This window comes from Bradyrhizobium dasycarpum (assembly GCF_042019905.1).
GTDB lineage: Bacteria > Pseudomonadota > Alphaproteobacteria > Rhizobiales > Xanthobacteraceae > Bradyrhizobium > Bradyrhizobium japonicum_B.
This window is the reverse complement of the sequence record NZ_CP169574.1, coordinates 1,519,859-1,541,414: the sequence shown is the minus strand read 5'-3', so window position 1 is coordinate 1,541,414 and position 21,556 is coordinate 1,519,859. Positions and strand designations below refer to the sequence as shown.

Annotated in this window: 20 protein-coding genes and 2 pseudogenes; 10 read left to right on the top strand and 12 right to left on the bottom strand. The window is 65.1% G+C overall.

Going from position 1 to position 21,556, the window contains the following annotated elements; translation table 11 throughout:
• Window positions 1-61 precede the first annotated feature (61 nt).
• The 5 genes from lexA to ACETMP_RS07800 all read right to left on the bottom strand — a co-directional run bounded on the left by lexA (window position 62) and on the right by ACETMP_RS07800 (window position 4,530).
• A complete protein-coding gene (lexA, locus tag ACETMP_RS07820) occupies window positions 62-763 on the bottom strand; it encodes a transcriptional repressor LexA (RefSeq protein WP_375160510.1) in 702 nt (233 codons plus the stop codon).
• 175 nt (window positions 764-938) lie between these two features.
• Window positions 939-2,150 carry a gephyrin-like molybdotransferase Glp gene (gene glp, locus ACETMP_RS07815; protein ID WP_375160509.1) on the bottom strand — a complete coding sequence of 404 codons (1,212 nt, stop codon included), beginning with the start codon at window positions 2,148-2,150 and terminating at the stop codon, window positions 939-941.
• 208 nt (window positions 2,151-2,358) lie between these two features.
• A complete protein-coding gene (locus tag ACETMP_RS07810; protein WP_375160508.1) occupies window positions 2,359-2,565 on the bottom strand; it encodes a hypothetical protein in 207 nt (68 codons plus the stop codon).
• A 168-nt stretch (window positions 2,566-2,733) separates the two neighbouring features.
• Entirely contained in the window at window positions 2,734-3,357 is a 624-nt protein-coding gene (locus ACETMP_RS07805; protein ID WP_375160507.1) for an HAD family hydrolase, read from the bottom strand.
• Window positions 3,358-3,396: 39 nt separating this feature from the next.
• Window positions 3,397-4,530, bottom strand: coding sequence for an alpha-hydroxy acid oxidase (locus ACETMP_RS07800; RefSeq protein WP_375160506.1), 1,134 nt, complete (start codon window positions 4,528-4,530; stop codon window positions 3,397-3,399).
• Window positions 4,531-4,851: 321 nt separating this feature from the next.
• On the opposite strand from ACETMP_RS07800, the gene ACETMP_RS07795 reads away from it, so the two are divergent.
• On the top strand, window positions 4,852-6,189 hold the full coding sequence (locus tag ACETMP_RS07795; RefSeq protein ID WP_375160505.1) for a S41 family peptidase: 1,338 nt from the start codon (window positions 4,852-4,854) through the stop codon (window positions 6,187-6,189).
• Window positions 6,190-6,313: 124 nt separating this feature from the next.
• Here ACETMP_RS07795 and ACETMP_RS07790 read toward each other — a convergent pair whose 3' ends face one another.
• On the bottom strand, window positions 6,314-6,568 hold the full coding sequence (locus ACETMP_RS07790) for a hypothetical protein (RefSeq protein WP_375160504.1): 255 nt from the start codon (window positions 6,566-6,568) through the stop codon (window positions 6,314-6,316).
• Between the two features lie 114 nt (window positions 6,569-6,682).
• Here ACETMP_RS07790 and ACETMP_RS07785 point away from each other — a divergent pair, with 114 nt between their 5' ends.
• Both ACETMP_RS07785 and ACETMP_RS07780 read left to right on the top strand, forming a co-directional pair.
• A complete protein-coding gene (locus tag ACETMP_RS07785; RefSeq protein ID WP_375160503.1) occupies window positions 6,683-6,937 on the top strand; it encodes a hypothetical protein in 255 nt (84 codons plus the stop codon).
• Window positions 6,938-6,997: 60 nt separating this feature from the next.
• Window positions 6,998-8,266 (top strand): OpgC domain-containing protein, encoded by a 1,269-nt coding sequence (locus tag ACETMP_RS07780; protein ID WP_375160502.1) that lies wholly within the window; start codon window positions 6,998-7,000, stop codon window positions 8,264-8,266.
• An 81-nt stretch (window positions 8,267-8,347) separates the two neighbouring features.
• Here the strand turns inward: ACETMP_RS07780 and ACETMP_RS07775 are convergent, their stop codons facing one another.
• On the bottom strand, window positions 8,348-8,593 hold the full coding sequence (locus tag ACETMP_RS07775; RefSeq protein ID WP_375160501.1) for a hypothetical protein: 246 nt from the start codon (window positions 8,591-8,593) through the stop codon (window positions 8,348-8,350).
• Between the two features lies 1 nt (window position 8,594).
• Here ACETMP_RS07775 and ACETMP_RS07770 point away from each other — a divergent pair, with 1 nt between their 5' ends.
• The 7 genes from ACETMP_RS07770 to ACETMP_RS07740 all read left to right on the top strand — a co-directional run bounded on the left by ACETMP_RS07770 (window position 8,595) and on the right by ACETMP_RS07740 (window position 14,112).
• Window positions 8,595-9,080: a Spy/CpxP family protein refolding chaperone gene (locus tag ACETMP_RS07770; RefSeq protein WP_375160500.1), complete on the top strand. Its 486-nt coding sequence runs from the start codon at window positions 8,595-8,597 to the stop codon at window positions 9,078-9,080.
• A 273-nt stretch (window positions 9,081-9,353) separates the two neighbouring features.
• The gene (locus tag ACETMP_RS07765) at window positions 9,354-9,611 is read left to right on the top strand and encodes a hypothetical protein (protein ID WP_375160499.1); all 258 of its coding nucleotides are present in this window, start codon (window positions 9,354-9,356) and stop codon (window positions 9,609-9,611) included.
• Between the two features lie 17 nt (window positions 9,612-9,628).
• On the top strand, window positions 9,629-11,068 hold the full coding sequence (locus ACETMP_RS07760; protein WP_375160498.1) for a 2Fe-2S iron-sulfur cluster-binding protein: 1,440 nt from the start codon (window positions 9,629-9,631) through the stop codon (window positions 11,066-11,068).
• Between the two features lies 1 nt (window position 11,069).
• Entirely contained in the window at window positions 11,070-11,768 is a 699-nt protein-coding gene (locus ACETMP_RS07755) for an iron reductase (protein ID WP_375160497.1), read from the top strand.
• Window positions 11,765-12,544: a cytochrome c3 family protein gene (locus ACETMP_RS07750; RefSeq protein WP_375160496.1), complete on the top strand. Its 780-nt coding sequence runs from the start codon at window positions 11,765-11,767 to the stop codon at window positions 12,542-12,544. Before ACETMP_RS07755 ends, ACETMP_RS07750 begins: the two co-directional genes overlap by 4 nt.
• A 148-nt stretch (window positions 12,545-12,692) precedes the next feature.
• On the top strand, window positions 12,693-13,142 hold the full coding sequence (locus ACETMP_RS07745; RefSeq protein WP_375160495.1) for a hypothetical protein: 450 nt from the start codon (window positions 12,693-12,695) through the stop codon (window positions 13,140-13,142).
• Between the two features lie 358 nt (window positions 13,143-13,500).
• Complete coding sequence (locus ACETMP_RS07740) at window positions 13,501-14,112, top strand: RNA polymerase sigma factor (protein WP_375160494.1); 612 nt, start codon at window positions 13,501-13,503, stop codon at window positions 14,110-14,112.
• Here ACETMP_RS07740 and ACETMP_RS07735 read toward each other — a convergent pair.
• From ACETMP_RS07735 to ACETMP_RS07715, 5 genes and pseudogenes are all read right to left on the bottom strand, one after another.
• Window positions 14,109-16,842, bottom strand: a pseudogene (locus ACETMP_RS07735) (EAL domain-containing protein). The gene ACETMP_RS07740 and the pseudogene ACETMP_RS07735 sit on opposite strands and share 4 nt — an antisense overlap.
• 175 nt (window positions 16,843-17,017) lie before the next feature.
• Window positions 17,018-17,581, bottom strand: coding sequence for a cyclic pyranopterin monophosphate synthase MoaC (gene moaC / locus ACETMP_RS07730; RefSeq protein ID WP_375160493.1), 564 nt, complete (start codon window positions 17,579-17,581; stop codon window positions 17,018-17,020).
• 1 nt (window position 17,582) lies between these two features.
• Window positions 17,583-18,404 carry an indole-3-glycerol phosphate synthase TrpC gene (trpC, locus tag ACETMP_RS07725; RefSeq protein ID WP_375160492.1) on the bottom strand — a complete coding sequence of 274 codons (822 nt, stop codon included), beginning with the start codon at window positions 18,402-18,404 and terminating at the stop codon, window positions 17,583-17,585.
• A 7-nt stretch (window positions 18,405-18,411) separates the two neighbouring features.
• Window positions 18,412-19,426, bottom strand: a pseudogene (gene trpD / locus ACETMP_RS07720) (anthranilate phosphoribosyltransferase).
• A gap of 14 nt (window positions 19,427-19,440) precedes the next feature.
• Complete coding sequence (locus ACETMP_RS07715; RefSeq protein WP_375160491.1) at window positions 19,441-21,339, bottom strand: SurA N-terminal domain-containing protein; 1,899 nt, start codon at window positions 21,337-21,339, stop codon at window positions 19,441-19,443.
• Window positions 21,340-21,556: the final 217 nt, after the last annotated feature.

Sequence of the window (21,556 nt, the reverse complement as noted above, 5' to 3'; positions counted from 1 at the left end):
GATGCCGACCGAAGGGCGCACGCAGACGCCGCAATACGTCCGGATCGAGTCGTTCCGGAAGTCAGTACTTGCGGTAAAGCCCGATCAGCTTGCCCTGAATCTTCACGCGGTTCGGCGGCAGGATGCGCACCTCATAAGCGGCATTGGCCGGCTCGAGTGCGATCGAGGCGCCCCGGCGGCGGAAGCGCTTGAGCGTGGCCTCCTCGTCGTCGATCAGCGCCACCACGATGTCGCCGGTATCGGCGCTCTCGTTGCGCTGAATCAGCGCCATGTCGCCGTCGAGGATACCGGCTTCCACCATGGAATCGCCGCGCACCTCGAGTGCGTAGTGCTCGCCCGAGCCGAGCATGTCGGGCGGCACGCTGATGGTGTGGCTGCGGGTCTGCAACGCCTCGATTGGCGTACCGGCCGCGATACGGCCCATCACGGGCACCGCAACGGGCCGCTCGCCCTCGCCCATGGACGGGCTGGAGCTCGTGCGGACCTTGCCGAGATTGCCCTCGATGACGCTCGGCGTGAAGCCGCGCCGGGCGCCGGCGGCAGCCTGGAGCTCCGGCAGCTTGATCACTTCGATGGCGCGTGCGCGGTTGGGCAGGCGGCGGATGAAGCCGCGCTCCTCGAGCGCGGTGATGAGGCGGTGGATGCCCGACTTCGAGCGCAGGTCGAGCGCGTCCTTCATCTCGTCGAAGGAGGGCGGCACACCGCTTTCCTTCAAACGTTCGCTGATGAACCTCAGAAGCTCGTATTGTTTGCGCGTTAACATCTCGACCAAAGTCCCCCGGTTGATGTCGTTCGATTCCGAGACGATGAGTTCAGCGATGAGCCGCTACATGCTCGAAACAAATCATGAACGGACACTATATGTTCGATACATGTTCCGCAACTGCTTAATTTACCGTGAACGGCGGCGAGCTCGCGGAATGCGTGTGGCCGTGCACTCAGACGGGGAGCCGCAGCACCTCGCAGGGGCTGCCGGCCTCGGCCTTCGGCGCGAACGGTGCGCGCACGAGAAGTACCTGTGCCGCAGCAAGATTCGCAAGCAGAGAGGAATCCTGATGGCTGACGGGAACGGCGACTTGCGCACCGTCGTCGCGCAGTTCCAGGCGCGCGCGCAGGTAATCCTCGCGCTGGTCGTTGGCGCCGAGATCCTTGCCCAGCACGGCGCGCTCGCGGCGATGATGAATCACTGAACGGCCCGACAAGGCGCGAATCAACGGCACCATGAACAGGAACGCGCACACGTAGGACGACACGGGATTGCCGGGCAGGCCGATCACGCGCATTGCGCCGAGCCGTCCGTGCATCATCGGCTTGCCGGGCCGGATCGCGATCTTCCAGAACGCCATCGAGATGCCTTCGCCCCGCAGCGCCTGCTGGACCAGATCATGGTCGCCGACCGACGCGCCGCCGGTCGTGACCAGGATGTCAGCACCGTTCTCGCGGGCGCGGCGGATTCCGGCGGAGGTGGCCTCCAGCGTGTCGGCGGCGACACCGAGGTCGATGGTTTCGGCGCCCTCGCTGCGGGCGAGCGCATGCAGGGCGTAGCCGTTGGAATAGACGATCTGGCCGTGCCCGGGCGTGGTGCCCGGCCTCACCAGCTCGTCGCCGGTGGCGAGGATCGCAACCTTGGGACGGCGGCAGACGGCGAGGTGCGGGTGATTCATCGCCGCGGCAAGCGCGAGATCGCGCTCCGTCAGGCGGGTTCCCTTGCGCAGGAGCACGTCACCCTCGCGGAAATCGACCCCGGCCGGGCGGACGTGCCGTCCGGCGATCGCGGCTTCCTTGATGGTGACGCTGTTGCCGTCCGCGACAGTGTCCTCCTGGATCACGACCGCGTCCGCTCCATCGGGGATGACGCCGCCGGTGAAGATCCGCACGGCTTCGCCGGCGCCAACTGCTCTTGTGAAAGGACGGCCGGCTGCGATCTCGCCGATCACCGTCAGCCGGGAATCGACCGTTGCCGCATCGGCCGCGCGCACGGCGTAACCGTCCATCGCCGACATCGCCTGCGGCGGCTGCGTGCGCCGCGCCGCGACGTCATGCGCGAGCACGCGGTGATAGGCTTCGTCGAGCGAAACCATCTGTTCAGGCAGCGGCTCTGCACCTGCCAGCACCGCAGCAAAGGCGTCGGAAACCGGCATCAGGGCCACGGGCGAAACTCCTGCTCGCACATCGTTCAATGGGGCGGCGAGAGTTCTAGCTGACTGCAGACGCGAGGCAAAGCAGCACGCAGGATGATCTATCCTGCGTGCTCTCCTTGATCGAGCAAGTGCAAGTTCGCACACGTGATTCTAAAGGCGAAACGGCCGGCATGAGCCTGGCCAACACTGAGTCGGCCAGCGCCACCCGCTCATGTGGTCAAGGTGCCGTCGGATCGTCCCGGCTGACGTCCCATGCGACGTCGGGAGGTTTGGGGCCTTGGTCCCTGTCGGGGAGCGGATCGGCCTGCGATTTCAGGTCCGCAGCCTTGCTGATCAGCTTGGCGGAAAGCTCGGAATCCGAGGTGTTTCTTGCGAATTCAAGCAGCAGAGAGGCTTGCTTGGTAAGGTAGGTTTTGCCCAGCACGTCGATCAGTCCGATGTAAAGATCCCAACGGACTCATGAGTCCGAAGGGTGGTATTCCGTTCCGGGAACTCGGTATAAAAATGCACAAAGTGATCAAGTTCCACAGTTTCTGTAAATTTGGTTCCGAACGCGGCTTGCAGTTGGGCTGCTTCTAATGACGGGCCGGGGTCAAATGCCCAGCGCCTTCAATGCGTTCCCGACGTCGCGCGGCGTCGTCACGTGGACTGCCGTCAGGCCGCGCGCCCGCGCGCCCTCGATGTTTTCCTCGAGATCGTCGAAGAACACGATGCGCCCGGCTGGCACGCCGATCGCCGCGACGACATGGTCGAAAGCGTCCGCGTCCGGTTTGCGCAGGCCGATGCTGGATGACAGGTACAGCTCGCGGAAATGGCCGAGCAGACCGGCAAATTCCTTCGAGAAATAGTCGACATGCGGCCGATTGGTGTTGGAGAAGGCGTAGAGCGGCATCTGCTTTGCCGCACGCGGCAACAGCTCGGCGATCTCAGGCATCTCGCCGGCGAAGATCGCGTTCCAGCCCTCCAGGAACTGGGCGTCCGAGATGCCGATCCCCAGTGAAGCGCGTAACGAGGCGAAATAGTCGGCGTCGCTGATCTTGCCGACCTCGTGCAGCCGGTAGGCCTCGTCGCGCACATAGCGCGCGACGATGCTTTCGGGCTGGCAGCCGGCGTGCCCCGCCCAGCAGGCGATCGCCTTGGAGAAGTCGATGTCGAGCACCACTCGCCCGAGATCGAACAGAAGCGCATCCGCGCTGCCGGGAGAGAGCGATGTCATTGCGTCCTTTTCACCTCAGCGTCGGCAGGAATCCGCAAGTCAGTACCGATAAGGCTCGTGGTCGAACAGCGGGAACGCGCTGAACACGCTCGGCGCGTTGGTGGCGGTCGCCGGATGCAGGCAGGATTTGTCGATCTCGGCAAACGATGTGGCACCCAACAGGCCGAGGCAGCGCAGCACCTCGTCCTCCAACAGTTCCAGCATCCGCGTGATGCCGGCTTCGCCTGAGGCCGCCAACGCCCAGCATTGCAGCCGGCCGATGCCGACGAGATCTGCGCCTGCCGCGATCGCCTTGACGATGTCGGTGCCGCGACAGATGCCGCCGTCGACCATGATCTTGGCGCGGCCCTTCACGGCCTCGACGATCTCGGGTAGCACGTGCATGGCACCGCGGCCATGGTCGAGCTGGCGGCCGCCATGGTTGGAGACGTAGATCCATTCGACGCCGTGATCGACGGCGATCAGGGCGTCCTCGGCGGTGGCGATGCCCTTCAGGATCAGCGGAATCTTGTACCTGTCCTTGATCATCTTCACGGTCCGCCACTCCAGCCCCTTCTGGAAATCGCCGCCGGTGGCGCGCAGGCGGCTCTCGCGAACATAGCGCTTGGCGATGTCACGTTCGCGACGGCTGTAATGGGCGGTGTCCACGGTCAGGCAGAACGCGGCGTAGCCGTTCTTCTCGCTCCGGCTGACGACATCGGCGACGAAAGCATCGTCGCCGCGGACATAGAGCTGGTAGAGCCGGAGCGCATCGGGAGCCGCCTCGGCGGTCTTCTCCAGGCCGGGCTCGGACACCGAGCTCAGCATGTGCGCCGCACCGAAGGTGCCGGCACCGCGCGCGACGCTCGCCGCACCATCCGGATCGAAGATTTCAAGCGCACCGACGGGCGCGAGCACCACCGGCAGGCGCATCCTGCGGCCGAATTGCTGAACCGAGCCATCCACCTTGCGGACGTCGCGCAGCACGCGGGGGCGAAAGGCGATCTCGTCCAGCGCCATGCGGTTGCGGCGCATCGTGGTCTCGGTCTCGGCGGCGCCGACGATGTAGTCCCAGGCGTTCTGGTTGAGGTTGGCCCGCGCTTTCCGGATGAATTCGTGCAGGTTCTGGAACGGCTCGTCGCTGGCGCCGAGTTCGACGTTCCGTTCCGCCCGGATGCCGGGTGCTTCGTTCATTGTTATCCTCCCGAGAATTTGAACCCTTATCTCATCGCCTAACCCGTCCAGCCCTGCAAAACTATCCTAGATTTGCATGGCTGCGAGGCGCGGACCGGCCTACGATTCCGCTTGCAGCTAAGGCAGTCCTGCAACGTTGCCAAAAGTTTAGGTCCGGGCGAAGCGATTTCTGCGGCGTACCCGTCGGCGTGGTATCCCGGCCTTGAAGAAACCAGAATGGTATTGTGAGAAGCGAGCTGGATCGCCAATTGCAAGGCGTCTCCTATGGTCCCAAGAGACAAGCTCCAAGCGAACCGCCAAAGCAAGAAGGCAAGCCCATCCATGCGGAAATCCCTGCTGTTCCCTCTGGGCGCGCTCACCGGAGCGTGTCTCACCCTTCTGGTAGCCAGTCCGCAAGGCGGCGTATGGGCGGCGCGGGCGGCAGCGAACGCGGATGATGCCTATTCGCAGCTCAACCTGTTCGGCGAAGTGTTCGAGCGCGTGAAGGCGAGCTATGTCGAGAAGCCCGACAATGCCAAGCTGGTCGAGGGCGCGATCACGGGCATGGTGACCTCGCTCGATCCGCATTCGCGCTACATGAATGCAAAGGCCTGGACCGAGATGCAGGAGACCACCTCCGGCGAATTCGGCGGCCTCGGCATCGAGGTCACGATGGAGGACGGCCTCGTCAAGGTGGTCTCGCCGATCGACGATACGCCCGCCTCGAAGGCCGGCCTGATGTCCGGCGACCTCATCAGCAAGATCGACGGCGAGGCCGTGCAGGGCATGACGCTCGAGCAGGCCGTCAACAAGATGAAGGGCCCGGTCGACACCAAGACCAAGCTCACCATCATTCGCAAAGGCGCGGATGCGCCGCTCGACGTCGCGATCACGCGCGAGATCATCCATGTGCGCCCGGTGCGCTTCCGGGTCGAGAACGGCGACATCGGCTATATCCGCATCACCTCGTTCAACGAGCAGACAACCGACGGCCTGAAGAAGGCGATCGCGTCGATCTCCAAGCAGGTGTCGCCGGAGAAGCTCACTGGCTACGTCGTGGACCTGCGCAACAATCCGGGCGGTCTGCTCGATCAGGCGGTGTCGGTGTCGAGCGCGTTCCTGCAACGCGGCGAGGTCGTTTCGACCCGTGGCCGCAGTCCGGAGGAGACGCAGCGCTTCACCGCCCATGGCGGCGACCTCACCAAGGGCAAGCCGCTGGTGGTGCTGATCAATGGCGGCTCGGCCTCGGCCTCGGAGATCGTGGCCGGCGCCCTGCATGACCACAAGCGCGCCACGATCATCGGCACGCGCTCGTTCGGAAAGGGCTCGGTGCAGACGATCATTCCGCTCGGGTCCGGCAATGGCGCGCTGGCGCTGACGACGGCGCGCTATTACACGCCGTCGGGCCGCTCGATCCAGGCCCAGGGTATCGCCCCCGACATCGAGATTCTGCAGGACGTGCCGCCCGAGCTGAAGGGCCGCATGGACACCATGGCGGAGTCCCAGATGCGTGGACATCTGTCGGCCGGCGAGGGTGGCGAGCAGACCGGATCACAGTCTTACGTTCCGCCGGAAGAGAAGGACGACAAGGCGCTGCACGCGGCCTACGACTTCCTGCACGGCGTCACCGCGAACGCGGTCGCGGCGAAACGCGCATCGAAGGGCGCGGTGCCGAACTAGGCTTTGCGACTTTCAGAGCTCGATATCGCCCGGGAGTGGATGACCACTCCCGGGCGATTTCGTTTGGGCTCCGTCTGGGTTCGGCAACATGGCCGCATCGAGCCGCGGGATCACCGCGCGACCGTCACTGCGGCTTCTTCGCACCCGTGTGGTGCGGGACTTCGGTCTTCGGTCCGCCGCCGTAATGGTGGCTGCCGCCGGATGCGTTGGTCGATCCGCCGCCGCTCTCCTTCTTGCCCATGTGGTGCGGGACCTCCGTCTTCGGGCCACCCGAATAGTGGTGACCGTTCTTTTCGTCGGTCGTGCTCGTCTGCGCCATGGCAGGCAACGCAACGAACGACATGATCGCGACGGCCGCGATCAGCTTGCGGTGACTCATTTTGGTTTCTCCTGTTGCTTTCGCCGAGTTGGTGTCAATCAAGTCCCGGTGGCTCGATCGAGCTGCAACCAAACGCGCAGCGTGATTGTGTAAGTTGAGCAAGATCAAGTGTCGATGCGCACGCTCGCCTGCGCCGTTGCGTGGATCTGCGCGTTGCTGCAGGCGACGAGAAACGTTGAACTTCTTACAGGAAAAAATTTTCGCCTGGCGCGCGATCGCAGGCCGCAGGCAAAGCCTTCGGCCGCGTCGGTGAGCCGGATGACGGATGTTCGCAACCAACAACCGTGCCGGCCGAGGACGACGTGCGTCGTGATTCATTACGCGCTTGAATTACAAAAAAGATTTGGCTGGCGTGTCGAGCGGGTTTGATGTCCGTCAAACTCGCATCGATGACGCAACCTAGCGTACCCGCGCGAATGAAACGGCGACGTGATCGCGATCGAAAAGAGACCGGCCGCTGACATGGAGAACGAGCCTTTGGCCGACGAGACCATCCACGCACCTGCTCGGTCGTTGCGAGCCGCGTTCGTCCTGCATCGCCGGCTGTGGGAGACGATCACGATCAGGTCGGTGCTGGTCAAGTCGGGGCGCGACGTGCGCCTTGACCTGTTCCGCGGTCTGGCGAACTGGCTGATCTTCCTCGGGCACATTCCGGATTCTGCGCTCGTCTGGTTCACGACACGCAACTACGGTTTCAGCGATGGCGCCGATCTGTTCGTGCTGATTTCCGGATATACCGCGACGTTCGTGTTCGGCTCGATGATGATGGAGCGTGGCTTCGTCGTCGGCGCAACCCGGCTTTTGCGGCGGGTGTGGCAGCTCTATGTCGCTCACCTGCTGCTGTTCCTGGTCTATCTCACGGCCGTGCACTACATCGCACACAGCTTCGACGATCTTCATCTGATGGACCAGTTCAACGTCGCGCCGCTGATGAACTTTCCCGTCGAGACGCTCGCCCAGGGTCTGATCCTCAAGTTCAAGCCGCTCAATCTCGACGTTCTGCCGCTCTACATCGTGCTGATGGCCGCGTTTCCCGTCGTGCTCTGGCTCATGCTGCGCTGGCGCAATGCGGTGATGATCGGCTCGCTCGGTCTGTACCTCGCTGCCCGTCACTACGAGTGGAATCTGCCTGCCTATCCGGCCGGGGTCTGGTACTTCAATCCGTTCGCCTGGCAGTTGCTCTTCGTGTTGGGCGCCTGGCTGGCTCTGGGAGGAGCGGCGGCCAGCCGCCGGCTGCTGTCGTCCCGCATGCTGCTTGTCCTGAGCGCTGGCTTCGTGACGTTTGCACTCGCGATGACGCTGGCGGAGCGCATTCCGGGATGGCGGGACTACGTCCCTGACGCGCTAGCCGCCGCCTTCATTCCGAACGACAAGACCAATCTGGGGCCTTATCGCGTCGTCCATCTGGCGAGCCTGGTGTTCATCGCCGTCTCGCTCATTCCAATCGATTGGCCCGGTCTCAAGTCACGCTTGCTTCAGCCCCTGATCAGATGCGGTCAGCATTCGTTGTCGGTGTTCTGCGTCGGTCTCTTCCTGTCGTTCGTCGCGCATTTCGTGATCGAGTCCGGATCCGAAGGATTGTGGGTCCAGCTTCTGGTCGGTGCCGCCGGTCTCTGGATCATGACGATCGTGGCCTATTATCGAACCTGGTCGAAGGAGGTCGACAGAAGCCGCGCGACCGAGCAGGCGGGCGGATGATGACGTCCGGGCTGATCGTGGCGGAAGAGACCATTGAGCCACGTGGCACTTGCGCGCGTAAGAGCCACCGACGCTCCGCGTCTATAACGCCTGACCATCGCCGACCTCGACGATCAGAAGACCATCCCAATCGAACTGGAGAATGACCATGCACCGTCGGACAAATGTCTTCGTCAGCGCCGCCACTCTTGCCGTCCTCGCCCTGGCGCCGGTTGGGCTTTGGCCTGCCGTGGCCGCCGGCTTTGGCCAGATCGCGATGATGGATGACGACAAGATGTCGAAGATGCCTGCGTCCCCGGGTTCGAGCGGCTCGATGAACGACGACAAGATGAAGATGCCGCCGCAGGGCCAGATGCGGGACTGCCGGCGCGCTGGCTGCCAGGACAATTCCGGCATGATGCAAATGATGCCGATGATGCAGATGATGGAAAAAATGATGCGTGGCCAGATGAGCTCGCCCGCCGCAAGCGGCGCAATGAGCGGCCCGGCGGACGTGACGGAGCGGCTCGAGGGACGCATCGCCTTTCTGAAGGCGGAGCTGCAGATCAGTGACAAGCAGGCCGCCGATTGGAACAACGTCGCAGACGCGTTGCGTTCGAGCCGGCAGCATCTGCTGGAAGCGCGCAAGATGCTCGCGACGGACGACAGGCAGGGAAGCGCGGAACGCCTGGAGCATTACGAGCGGCACCTGTCCGAACGTCTGGAGGCGCTCAAGGCGGCGCGGCTGGCCTTCACGCGGCTGTACGCATCCTTGAACGAGAGTCAGAAGCAGACTGCAGATGCGATCCTGCTGCCGCTGATCGCCTCGTTCTGACCGATCGGTAAGGGCGAGATCATGTTCGGTCTGCCTCTTCGGCGTCGTTCCGGGCTGCTCTTGCTTGGTGTCCTGGCGAGCCAACTTGCAGGTGGCGCGCCTGCATCGCACCTCGGCCACGGCGTAACGCATGGGGCTGGGTCGTTTCCCAAACGGTGGGAGCTGGCGCAGAATGAGGGCGATCACGCCGCGCACCATCCCGCGGCGTCTGGCTCGGCCGGAGACGCCCCATCAGGGCCGGAAAAATCTGCCGGCGCCAGCGCCGGCACGCAGATGCGCGGCGCCACGCCTGGAATGATGGGTGGAATGGACGGCATGATGGGCCGTCCGAGCAAGGAGTTCTATCCGGCATTGATGGGCATGCCGGCGCTCTCCGCCGAGGAGCGGAGCAGGCTGGAGGTGCAGGCGCGCCAGCGGATAAGCGCGGAAGCCGATCGTCTTGCAGCCGCCGAGATGGACCTGCGGCATGCGATCGCGGGCGACGATACCGCGGCTGCGGATCGGGCCTCGCGTCGACTTCGCGACTCCTGAATGCGGTCCAGAGCGGCGTGCTCGCGCTACGCTCGCTGCACGACGGCAAGCCGCCGCAGCAAATCGCTCAGGCCTGGTTCAAGTCGCAGATGAATCTTCCGCCGCGGCAAGACGGTGCGGATGGCGACGGCGCGCCGGGCGTGTCCTGGTTTCACGTCACGACCATGGCGTTGCTGGTGCTGTTCGCGCTGGCGATGCTTGCCGTCCACGTCGCCCGGATGCGCCGGGCCAACGCACTGGTCGAGCGGTTGACGCGGCTGGCGGTTGCTCCGGGCGGTGCCGCACCCCTGGTGTCCGCGCCAGCCGCCGTTGCACCGGCCGTCAAGAGCGAGGCGACACCCTCGACTGGTTCGGTCCGGCGGGCCGATGCGGCCCGTTCCTGGAAGGGGCAATTGAGGATCTGCGCGATCTACCAGGAAACGCCTGACGTGAAGACCTTCCGGTTGCAGGCCCCAGGCGGCGGCGTGCTTCCGTTTGCGTTCCTGCCCGGGCAGTTCCTGACCTATGCCATCGAGATTGACGGAAAAACGGTCAGGCGCTCCTACACGATCGCGTCGTCCGCTGCGCAGACCGCTTATGTCGAGACCACGATCAAGCGTGAAGGTGGCGGGCTTCTATCCGACTACATGCATGGTCACCTGAAGCAGGGAGATCTCGTCGAGGTGGCGGGACCTTCCGGCGCCTTTACGTTCACCGGCGCGGAAGCCGACAGTGTCGTCCTGATCGGCGGCGGCGTCGGCATCACGCCGCTGATGGCGGCGATCCGCTATCTCTCGGACATCGCATGGCCCGGCCAGATCTATCTCGTCTATGGCGCGCAGACGACCGCGCAATTCATCTTCCGCGACGAACTGGAATATCTCCAGCGCAGGATGAACAATCTGCACGTTGCGGCCACGATGATGCGGGCCGCAGGGACATCGTGGATGGGGAGCGAGGGGCAGATCACGGCCGAATTCCTGGCGCAGGCGGTGCCCGATCTCGCCAGACGGCGAGTTCATATGTGCGGTCCGCCCGGAATGATGGAAGCGTTGAGGAAGACCTTGGCCGGGCTCGGCGTCCCGCCCGAGCAAATCAAGACGGAGGCCTTCGGGCCTGCCCGCGGAGCTGTTCCACCTCCCGCGGCAAGCGCCGGGGACGTGCAGATGCAGCACGGCAGAGCGGACGGCCGCGCCGCGGCGGCAATCGGCCCCGCAACGGCGACTGTTCGTTTTGCGAAGTCCGGCAAGGTGGCGGCGCTGCCTCCGGACAAGAGCGTGCTGGAAGTGGCCGAGGGTGCGGGCGTGTCGATCGACTATTCCTGCAGGGTCGGGGTCTGCGGGGTTTGCAAGACGCACCTGCTGGAAGGAAACGTCACGATGGAGGTCCAGGATGCCCTGACCGCGGACGACCGGGCGAACGGTCTCATTCTGGCCTGCCAGGCCAGATCGATCGGCAATCTGGTCGTCGAGGCCTGAGATGGCGGACGCGAGAGAGCGCCTGATCGCCGACCTCGTTCTGGCCGGCCTGTTGCTGCTGGTGCCGGCGTTCCTGCTGCATGCCGACAGCAGGTTTGCAGGAAGCCTGGCCGGCTTTGTTCTCGGGGCGGGTGCGGCCGCGCTGATGGTTCTGCTGCTCGTCTATCCCATGGTCAAATACAGCGCGGTGCTGAAATCACAGGTCACCCGATGGTTGTCGATGCGTGTGCTCCTGGCCTTTCACGCCTATGCCGGCGTCGTCGCGGCTTTCCTCGGCCTTCTGCATACCGGACACAAGTTTCAGAGCCCGCTTGGGATCGCGCTGGTGACCTCCATGATGATCGTCGTGGTCACTGGTTTCGTCGGGCGCTACTACCTGCCGCAGACTGCGACGGAGCTGCGGCAGCAGCAGACGCATCTGTCGACGTTGAGGTCGACCTACGAGCATGTTGCGGCGGCCCTGTCGTCGCCCGAGCGTGCCACGCATGAGGGCTCCGCGATGCTTGCTCAGGCCGTGCCGCTGCTGCAACTCGTCGATGGCATCTCCGACGTCGAAGCGGCGATCGGCTCGCGGGAGGCGGTCAAGAAGATCTTCATGCAGTGGATCGGGCTGCATGTCTTGGCCGCGATCGTCATGTATGCGCTGCTCGCCGTGCATGTGGCGGCCGAGGTCTATTACGGGCTGCGGTGGCTCGCGTGACGATCAGGGGCGTGCTCTACGTCGTGGTCGCGGCGCTGGCCGTCGGAAGCGCAGCCGTCGCTTCGATGGCTCTGTATCGGGGCGTCGCCGGAAAGATTCCGGGGTGGACGAGGTTCGTCAGTCCCGGACCGCTGTCTGCCAAGCATGCCTTTCTGTCTGGCGCGTGCGAGAGCTGTCATGCGCCGGTCGACGGGGTCGCAGGGGCCGCCTGCATTGCCTGTCACGCGCCTGCCGCTGCGGACCTCGCCAAGCAGTCGACGGCGTTTCATGCCGTGGCGGGTGGTGGGTGTTCCGGCTGCCATCGCGAGCATACGGGGGAGCGGCGGCCGATCAGGATGAACCATGCGGCGCTGCTGCAAGTCGCGGCAGCTTCCTCCGGCGCGGGAGCGTTCGGCCGGGCCGCGTCCGATCAACTGGCCGCCGACCTCAAGGAATTTCTCGGCCTGTCAGGATCAGAGCAGCGGGAGAGGGCGGCGCTCGACTGCGCCAACTGCCACAGCAACCGGGAGCCGCACCGCGAATTGTTCGGGCGGGACTGCGCGGCGTGTCACGGGCTGGCGTCCTGGAAAATCGGAGGCTTCCTGCATCCCTCGCCGACATCGAAGGACTGCGCCCAATGCCATCAGGCGCCGCCGAGCCACTACATGGGCCACTTCCTGATGATGGATCGGATGATCACGGGGCAGGAGCATGCATCGGTCGATCAATGCTTTCTGTGCCACAGAACTGACTCGTTCAACGACATCAAGGGCGTCGGCTGGATGAAGCATCATTGATCGGCGCGACCGTGCGACGCTGATCGGTGTCGGATATTACAGCGGCTTGCGACAAATTTTCGAGCGGCCAGATTTGCGCGGGCCGCATGTGCGGGCGTCGACGCGACGTCCGTCGTTTTCTATTGGCCGTCGCTGCAACCAGGGCTATATGTTTGCGATCGAGACCGTGGATGCAGTGATGATTGGCTTGAGAAAGCCAAGGCGAAGGTGGTGGGGATGGCTTGTCGCCATCGCCTATCTGTTCGCGTCGATGACCCCGTCTCTTGCGATCTCGATGTCTCCCGATACAGGGATACCCTGCGAGCATCCGGCCGATCTGCCCGCGCATGCGTACGACCATGAGCACGATCAGGCCGATGCCGGATCGGTGCCGCATTCACATGACGTAGCGATGGCCGGAGATTGCGAGGACGATCAGGACCGGTCCGGCGATCGACATGCGGCCTGCTGCGGCTCGGTGCTGTGTTTCAGCGCGGTGTCGCCGCAAGCGCCGGGGATCGCGGAGTTCGGAGTGCCGCGCTCGCGTTGCGAAGCGCAGCCCGATGTGATCGGTGACGAGGGCGCGTTTCGTCGTCACTACCGGCCCCCCATCGCCTGAGTTAGCTCCCGAAGACCGAGCTGCGCCGCTCCAGGTCCGGGCGCGGATCCGCATGTCTGTGAGGGTGCCGAGCCCAGGCGGATGATGCTGATCCATGCCGGGGATGTGCGGGCCGCGAGACCACGAGACCGGTTCCGGTCGTTGGTGGCGATCGCTGCGCGTTGAGCGGAAGAACCACGACATTGCGATCACTGGCCTGCTGGCAGTGAAGTCGCCGCGTCAGCGCTTCGGGCTCCGACGATCTCTCACGATTCCTGTTCGGCAAGGCACCGCGTCCGCGGATTGCGGCCATGCCCGATCTGAGGACTTTCCGATCCAACGAAGCGATCCACCGGATGGCACGCAAGGACGATACGCCATGAAGCCGCCGAAAGAGAAGCTGCCGGTGCAGGCAGCCGATTCCCTGGGAGGGCAGGATGCCCTTGTTCGCGCTGCCCTCGTCGGCAGTTACGATCGCCTGCGCGGCTACCTGCAACGACGCTTTGGCGGCAAGGGGGAAGCGGAGGAGGTGCTGCAGGCCTTCATGTTGCGTGCACTCGAGCGGTCCGGGGACGTTCGCGACGCAGACTCGGTTCGAGGCTGGCTGAGCAGAGTCCTGGCGACGACCATCGCCGACTTCCACCGCAAAGCGTCGAGGAGCAGGACCCGGGAGACGCCGTTCCCGCATGGGCTCAACGATCGCCTCGCGGCCGATCAGGACGCTGCGGCGAATGTGGTGGTCTGCGAGTGTCTCTACATCCATCTGTCTCTGCTCAAGCCTGAGCATGCCGAAGTGATCCGACGGATCGATCTCGCCGGCGAGCCGCGGGAGCGGGTTGCTGCCGATCTTGGGGTGACCGTGAACAATCTGACGGTTCGGCTTCACCGCGCACGACACGCGCTGAAAGAGCGCCTCGAGCAGACCTGTGTTGTCTGTCTCGAGGAGAGCTTCTGGGAGTGTCGCTGTGCCGACAACCGAGGTCCGGCCTAACCCGTCCCGCGGCGGCGGCTGCCGCTGCCTTCGCGCTGGGCCAGCCGGCTGCGATGCAGCGCGAACAGCTCCAGCATCTTGTCGGCGGGCCTGGCGGCGCTGAACAGATAGCCCTGCATCTCGGAGCAGCCGAGCGCACGCAGCAGGCGCTGCTGCTCCTCGGTCTCGACGCCCTCGGCCGTGGTGGTCATGCGGCGCGCGGCCGCCAGGTTGACGACGGCCTGGACGATGCTGGCGGAGCCGTCGGGGCGGGCGATGTCCTCGACGAAGCAGCGGTCGATCTTGATCTTGTCGAACGGGAAGCGGTGCAGGTAGCTCAGCGACGAGTAGCCGGTGCCGAAATCGTCGAGCGCGATGCGCACGCCGATGGCGCGGAGCTGGTGCAGGATCGCGAGCGCGGCATCGTCGTCGCGGATCAGCACCGCCTCGGTGATCTCGAGCTCGAGCCGGCTCGCCGGCAGGTTCGAAGCAGCGAGCGCCGCCATGATCTTCAGGGCCAGGGTGCCGCTCTTGAATTGCACCGGCGAGACGTTGACCGCGAGGCGGATGTCGTCGGGCCAGCTCACGGCGTCCCGGCAGGCGGTCGCCAGCACCCATTCGCCGATCTCGTTGATCAGGCCGGTATCTTCGGCGATCGGGATGAACTCCGCCGGCGAGACCATGCCGCGCTCGGGATGGCGCCAGCGCACCAGGGCCTCGCAGCCGGTGATGCGGTCATCCTTCAGGCTGAGGCAGGGCTGGTAATAGACTTCGAGGCCTCCTTCGCGGCCGCCTTGGGCGATGGCGTGGCGCAGGTCGCTCTCGAGGCTGCCGGCGCTCGCGCACCTTGGCATCCATCTCCGGCTCGAAGAAGCGATAGGTGCGGCGTCCGGCGGACTTGGCGGCGTACATCGCCATGTCCGCGTTCTTGAGGATCTGGTCGAGCACCGTGCCGTGTTCCGGCGCGAGCGCGATGCCGATGCTGGCGTCGGTGGTGAGATGATGGCCCATGCAGTCGAACGGCGCGCGGATGGCCGCGAACACCCGCGCGACGAGCTCGTCGACCTGGTCTCGTGAGGTCACCGCGCTCTGGACGATCGCGAATTCGTCGCCGCCGAGCCGCGCCACGAAATCCGCCGGGCCCGCACAGCGGCGCAGGCTTGCGGCAACCGATTTCAACAATTCGTCGCCGACGAGGTGGCCGAGCGCGTCGTTGACGCCCTTGAACTCGTCGATGTCGATGTAATGCACCGCGATCTCTTCGCCATTGCCGGCCGTGGCCAGCTCGTTGCGCAGATGCTCGTGGAACATGGCACGGTTGGGCAGATCGGTCAGCGCGTCGTAAAGGGCGAGGTGCGTGATGCGCTCCTCGATGCGGCGGCGCTCGGTGATGTCCTCATGGGTCGCCACCCAGCCGCCGTCCGCGAGCGGCTCGTTGAGGATGTGGATCGAGCGGCCGTCGGAGGTCTCGACCACCATGGAGTTGCGCGTGTGGATGTCCTTCAGCACGCGTGCGACGTAGGCGCCGACGTCGCCCGTGAACGAGCCGGTTGCCTTGCGATGGGCGATGATGTCGTGAAAACTGCAGCCGGGTTTCACGATCTTGCGCGACAATCCGTACATTTCGATGTAGCGCTGGTTGCAGACCACCAGCCGCTGCTCGGCGTCGAACAGCAGCAGACCCTGCGTCATGTTGTTGACGGCGCGGTCGAGCCGCTGCTTCTCCAGAGTCAGCCGCTCGCGCGAGGCGCGATGCTGCTCCAGCAGCTTGCGCACGACCGCGATCAGCACGCCTGCGATGGCAAGCGCGGAGGCGGCGGCGACCGAGACCAGCATGCCGATCTGCTCGCGCCAGTCGGTCAGGGCTGCCGCACGCGTGGTGGTGGCCATCATCAGGATCGGGAAATTGGGCAATGCGCGTGAGGAGATCAGTCGATCTTCGCCGTCGATGGGGCTGGTGAAACGGCCGGCGAAATGATCGAGCCCGAAAACCCGCTGCCGTTCGAACTCACCGGTCTTGAAGTTTTGTCCCATCAATTCGCTGGAATGGGGATAACGGGCGAGCAGCGTGCCGTCCCGATGCAGCATCGAGATCGTCGCGCCTTCGCCGAGCGCGACGGAAGCGAAGAACTTCTCGAAATTGGCGGGCTCGATGCCGCGTCCGACGACACCGAGGAACTCGCCGTTGGGCCCGACGATCCTCCGGGCCACCAGGATGGTCCAGGCACCGGAGATGCGGCTGTGCAATGGCTCGATCAAGACGTCGGGCGAATTGGGATCATACCTGAAGGTGCGAAAATAGGCGCGGTCGGCGATGTTGACCTTGGGAGCCGGCCACGTCGTCGATGAATTGATCAGGTTGCCTTCGGCATCGATGATGTTGACGCCGCCGATATAGGGCAGCGCCTCGATCTTCGAACGCAGCATCCGGTGCACGTCCTGACCGGAGAGGCGGGCGCGGAAGTCTGCGACGCTGGAGATGCCGATCGAACGCGCGTGATCGACGAAGTCCTTCTGGATGACCGCGAAATCCTGCAATTGCTGGTCGAAGTGATGGGCGAGCATCAGCACGGTGTTTTCCAGCTCGCGGCTGGAGTTGCGCAGCGCCCGCTCGCGGAAATTCTGCGCCATCAGGACCGAGCCGATGGCGATGGCCGCGATCAGCAGCGTGCCGCCCACCACCAGCCAGCGGATCGGCCCGCTGCGCACGAAGGCCTGGTCAAAAAAGCGACTGCCGAATCTCGTCTTCATGCCGATCATTTGCCGCACACACCTCAGGATCAACTTCTGGCCCTGAGAACACCCGTTGGTTTACGGGGACGGTGTGGAGGTAAAGTTAGGAAGCGGGGTTAACGAAGCATGAATTGCCGCGCGCGAAAGCAAGCCATGCGCGTCGCGGGGGCCAGCTCGCTGAAACGAGCGCGCTTCAGGCGCGGTAATGGCCGGACTTGCCGCCGAGCTTCTCGACCAGATGGATGCCTTCGATGCGCACCCCGCGCTCGACCGCCTTGATCATGTCGTAGATGGTGAGGCAGGCGACGGACACCGCGGTGAGTGCCTCCATCTCCACGCCGGTCGGTCCGGTCACCTTGACGCTGGCGCGGACCAGGCAGCCCGGCAGCTTTGCGTCGGGCTCGATGTCGACGATGACCTTCGACAGCGCGAGCGGATGGCAGAGCGGGATCAGCTCCGAGGTGCGCTTGGCGGCCATGATCCCTGCGATGCGCGCGGTGCCGAGCACGTCGCCCTTCTTGGCGTTGCCGGAGACGATCAGGTCGAGCGTCGCCTTGGTCATGACGACGCGGCCTTCCGCGACCGCGAGCCGCTCGGTGGCCGGCTTGTCCGACACGTCGACCATGCGCGCCTCGCCGGAGGCGCCGATATGGGTGAGGGCGGGGCCGGTCTTTGTCTTCAAGGCCCCCATCTTCGAGGACCTGGTCCTCAAGAGCTCGGTCTTCGACGGCCTGGATGTGGAAGCCCTGCGCGCCATGTCAGCGCGTACCGGTCGCGCGCGCGCCCGTCTGCCGCGCCAGCAGCGTGCGCGTCGCCGCGGTGACGTCGGCCTGCCGCATCAGGCTCTCCCCGACCAGGAAGGTCGTCATGCCGACGCGCTCGAGCCGGGCGAGATCGGCGGGCGTGAAGATGCCGCTCTCGCCGACCATCAGCCGGTCCGCCGGGATCAGCGGCGCCAAGGCCTCGCTGGTCGCGAGCGTGGTCTCGAAGGTGCGAAGATTGCGGTTGTTGACCCCGATCATCGGCGAACGAAGTTTCAGCGCCCGGTCGAGCTCGGCGCGGTCGTGGATCTCGATCAGCACGTCCATGCCATAGGCAATCGCTGCATCCTCGAGATCCCGGGCGGTGGCATCGTCGAGTGCCGCCATGATGATCAGGATGCAATCGGCGCCGTGCGCCCGGGCCTCGACCACCTGATAGGTGTCGAACATGAAATCCTTGCGCAGCACCGGCAGGGCGGTCGCGGCGCGCGCAGCGACCATGAAGTCGAGATGGCCCTGGAACGAGGGCGTGTCGGTCAGCACCGACAGGCAGGCCGCGCCGCCCGCCTCATAGGCCCTGGCGAGCTGCGGCGGATCGAAATCGGCGCGGATCAGGCCTTTCGAGGGGGAGGCCTTCTTCACCTCCGCGATCAGCGCGTAATCGCCGTTGGCGTGCTTGGCCTTGATCGCGCGCACGAAGCCGCGCGGCGCCCCTTGCGCCTTCGCCTTTGCCTCGACCGAAGACAGTGGCTGCGCGCGCCTGGCGGCGGCGATCTCCTCGCGCTTGTAGGCTTCGATCTTGGTCAGGATGTCCGACATGTCAGGCTCAGCCGTTCGAGACCGCGATCAGGTGCTTCCAGGCGCATGTTCGCCGCGCCGCTGTCGAGTGACTTGGTGCCGATCGCAACGCCCTCCTTGAGGTCCTTGGCGCGCCCGGCCACGACCAGTGCGGCGGCGGCGTTCATCAAGGCCACGTCGCGATAACCACTCGGCTTGCCATTGAGCACACTTTGCAGCGCGATCGCATTGGCGTCGGCATCGCCACCCTTCAGCGCGCCGGGCTCGCAGCGCGGCAGGCCGGCGTCTTCCGGCGTCACCTCGAAATTCCGGATCTCGCCGTTGTGAAGCGCGGAGACGAAGGTCGGGCCGGTGAGGGTGATCTCGTCGAGACCATCGGAGCCGTGCACCACCCAGGCGGATTCGGAGCCGAGGTTCTTCAGCACCTGCGCCAGCGGCTGCACCCACTGCCTGGAGAAGACGCCGACCATCTGCCGCTTCACCCCAGCCGGATTGGACAGCGGGCCGAGCAGATTGAAGATCGTGCGCGTCGCGAGCTCGACCCGGGTCGGGCCGACGTTCTTCATGGCGGGATGGTGGGCGGGCGCGAACATGAAGCCGATGCCGCATTCGCGCACGCAGCGGCCGACCTGCTCCGGCTTCAGATCGATCTTGACCCCGAGCGAGGCCAGCACGTCGGCGGCGCCCGAGCGCGACGACAGCGCGCGGTTGCCGTGCTTGGCCACCGGCACGCCGGCGCCCGCGACGATGAAGGAGGCGCAGGTCGAGACGTTGACCGAGCCGGAGCCGTCGCCGCCGGTGCCGACGATGTCGACGGCGTCCGGCGGCGCCGCCACGGTCAGCATCTTGGAGCGCATCGCCGCGACCGCGCCGGTGATCTCGTCCACGGTTTCGCCGCGCACCCTGAGCGCCATCAACAGGCCGCCCATCTGCGAGGGCGTGGCCTCGCCGCTCATCATGGCGTCGAAGGCGGCTGCGGCTTCGTCACGCGACAGGCTGGCGCCGGTCGCCACTTTTCCAATGATCGATTTCAGGTCGTCCATCGCGTGCTTTCAACTCACTGGTTCGCGCCGGTCACCTGCGCGAAGGCGGCCTGATTAATGGTGGTCCCGATGTCGGTTTCAAGCTTGTTGACGTAGGAGGCGACCTGCTCCTCGGTCTGGGTCCGGTCGAGGGTCTCCTTCAGCTTCTTGACCGCGTCGGAGGCAGCGTCGACCGCGGGATCGACGATATCGGTGACGCGGAAGACGATGACCTCGGTGCCGCCGGTCACCGGCGTCTGTCCGACGCCATCCTTGGCGGTGCGGAAGGCGGCCGCCACCACTGCTGCGGGCACGCTGGCGGGCGTATCGTCGCGCTTGAAGCCGGTCGCGGTCTCGACCTTGGCGCCGATGGCGGCGGCTTCATCGGCCAGCTTGCCGCCCGCTTCGAGCTTCTTCACCATCTCGGTCGCCTTGGCCTTGAGCTTGGTGGCGATCTGGTCCTGGCGCCAGCGCGCCTCGACCTGGTCGCGGACCTCGTCGAGATTGCGGTCGCGCGAGGGCGTGATGGCGAGCACGTCGTACCAGACATAGCCGCCCTTGTACGAGATCGAGTCGTTGTCGACGCCGACATCGGTGTTGAAGGCCTGCGACACCACGTCGAGGCCCTGCGGGATGTTGGCGACCGGCTGGCCGTTCGGGGCGCGGCCGGAGCGGTCGACGGCGTCGATGGTGACGGCGCTGAGCCCGAGCTTCTGCGCCGCCTCGATCACGCTGGCGCCGCCGCCGCGCTCGTCTTCCATCTTGTCGCGGAGATCATTGACCTTGACGCGCGCGCGCTCGATCGCGATCTCGCGCTTGATGTCGCCGCCCGCGCTGGCGTAGTCCGCCTCCTTGCCCGGCTCGATCTTGTCGACCTTGACGATGGACGTGCCGAGCGCGCCCTGGATCGGCTGGCTGATCTCGCCGGCGGGAAGCGCGAAGGCGGCTTCGCCGACCGCCGTATCCAGCGAAGATTTGCTGACGAGGCCAAGGTCGATATCGGAGGCGCTCAGCCCGCGTTCCTTGCCGAGGTCCTCGAACGACATGCCGCCGACGAGGCGCTCTCGGGCCGCCTGGGCTTCCGCGGCGTTGGGGAAGACGATCTGCTGGATCTGGCGCTTCTCCGGCGTGCCGAGCCGGTCCTTGCGCTGCTCGAACACCTTCCTGGCGTCCTCGTCCGATACCTCGCTCCACTTGCCGATCTCTTCCGGCGAGACCACCACGAAGGCGATCTTGCGATATTCGGGCGCGCGGAACTGGACCTTGTGATCCTCGAAATAGGCCGCGAGCGCCTCGGGCGAGGGTGCGTCGATCTGGCCTGCCTGGGCGGCATCGAGCCTGACGAATTCAATGGCGCGCTGCTCGTTCTGGTATCGCGTCAGCACGTCGATCATGGCCTTCGGCGGCTCCAGGCCGGCCCCGATCGTGCCGGTGATCTGCCGGCGCAGCGACACCTTGCGCTGCTCGGACACGTAGCGCTGCTCGGTATAGCCGAAATTGCGGATCAGGGCCTGGAAGCGGCTCGCATCGAAATTGCCGCCGACACCCTTGAAGTTGGGGTCGTTCATGATGAGCTGGCGGATCTGGTCATCGGACTGACCGAGCCCGAGCCGGCGCGCCTCCTCGTCGAGGGCAGCTTCCGCGATGGTCTGCTGCAGCACCTGGCGGTCGAGGCCGAAGGCGCGGGCCTGATCGGGCGTCAGCGGCCGGCCGACCTGGCGGCCGATCTGCTGCAGGCGGTCGGTGTAGATCTGGCGGAACTCGTTGAGCGAAATCTCGGTGCCGCCGACCTTGGCCACCGTGGACTGCCCGAAGCCCTTGAAGATGTCGGCAATGCCCCAAACGCCGAAACTGATGATCAACACGCCCATCACCACGGCCATAATGATCTTGCCGAGCCAGTTTGATGAGGCCTTGCGCATTCCTCGAAGCATTTGGTCCAACTTGTCTGAGCAGGAGGGGAACGGGAGCGCGTCTTAATGCAGATTCCGCAAAAGCGCGTCACCAAATTGATCCATCATCATAAAGTGGCGGCTTTCCCCCGCAACCTCGGGTCCTCGGACCGCTTGCGGCTGCGGTGAAAAGCCCCAAAGCGTTTTCGAGCGAAGTGGACCCGGTTCGGGTCTGGAAAACGCGTCAAAACAAGAATCT

Coding starts and splice junctions, on each gene's coding strand:
- ACETMP_RS07765 (WP_375160499.1), top strand. CDS start 9,354: ATGCGCGGCGCCACGCCTGGAATGATGGGTGGAATGGACGGCATGATG.
- ACETMP_RS07745 (WP_375160495.1), top strand. CDS start 12,693: ATGTTTGCGATCGAGACCGTGGATGCAGTGATGATTGGCTTGAGAAAG.
- moaC (WP_375160493.1), bottom strand. CDS start 17,581: ATGGCGCGCAGGGCTTCCACATCCAGGCCGTCGAAGACCGAGCTCTTG.
- lexA (WP_375160510.1), bottom strand. CDS start 763: ATGTTAACGCGCAAACAATACGAGCTTCTGAGGTTCATCAGCGAACGT.
- ACETMP_RS07755 (WP_375160497.1), top strand. CDS start 11,070: ATGGCGGACGCGAGAGAGCGCCTGATCGCCGACCTCGTTCTGGCCGGC.
- ACETMP_RS07715 (WP_375160491.1), bottom strand. CDS start 21,339: ATGCTTCGAGGAATGCGCAAGGCCTCATCAAACTGGCTCGGCAAGATC.
- ACETMP_RS07740 (WP_375160494.1), top strand. CDS start 13,501: ATGAAGCCGCCGAAAGAGAAGCTGCCGGTGCAGGCAGCCGATTCCCTG.
- ACETMP_RS07800 (WP_375160506.1), bottom strand. CDS start 4,530: ATGAACGAAGCACCCGGCATCCGGGCGGAACGGAACGTCGAACTCGGC.
- ACETMP_RS07805 (WP_375160507.1), bottom strand. CDS start 3,357: ATGACATCGCTCTCTCCCGGCAGCGCGGATGCGCTTCTGTTCGATCTC.
- trpC (WP_375160492.1), bottom strand. CDS start 18,404: ATGTCGGACATCCTGACCAAGATCGAAGCCTACAAGCGCGAGGAGATC.
- ACETMP_RS07770 (WP_375160500.1), top strand. CDS start 8,595: ATGAAGATGCCGCCGCAGGGCCAGATGCGGGACTGCCGGCGCGCTGGC.
- ACETMP_RS07790 (WP_375160504.1), bottom strand. CDS start 6,568: ATGAGTCACCGCAAGCTGATCGCGGCCGTCGCGATCATGTCGTTCGTT.
- ACETMP_RS07785 (WP_375160503.1), top strand. CDS start 6,683: ATGCGCACGCTCGCCTGCGCCGTTGCGTGGATCTGCGCGTTGCTGCAG.
- ACETMP_RS07795 (WP_375160505.1), top strand. CDS start 4,852: ATGCGGAAATCCCTGCTGTTCCCTCTGGGCGCGCTCACCGGAGCGTGT.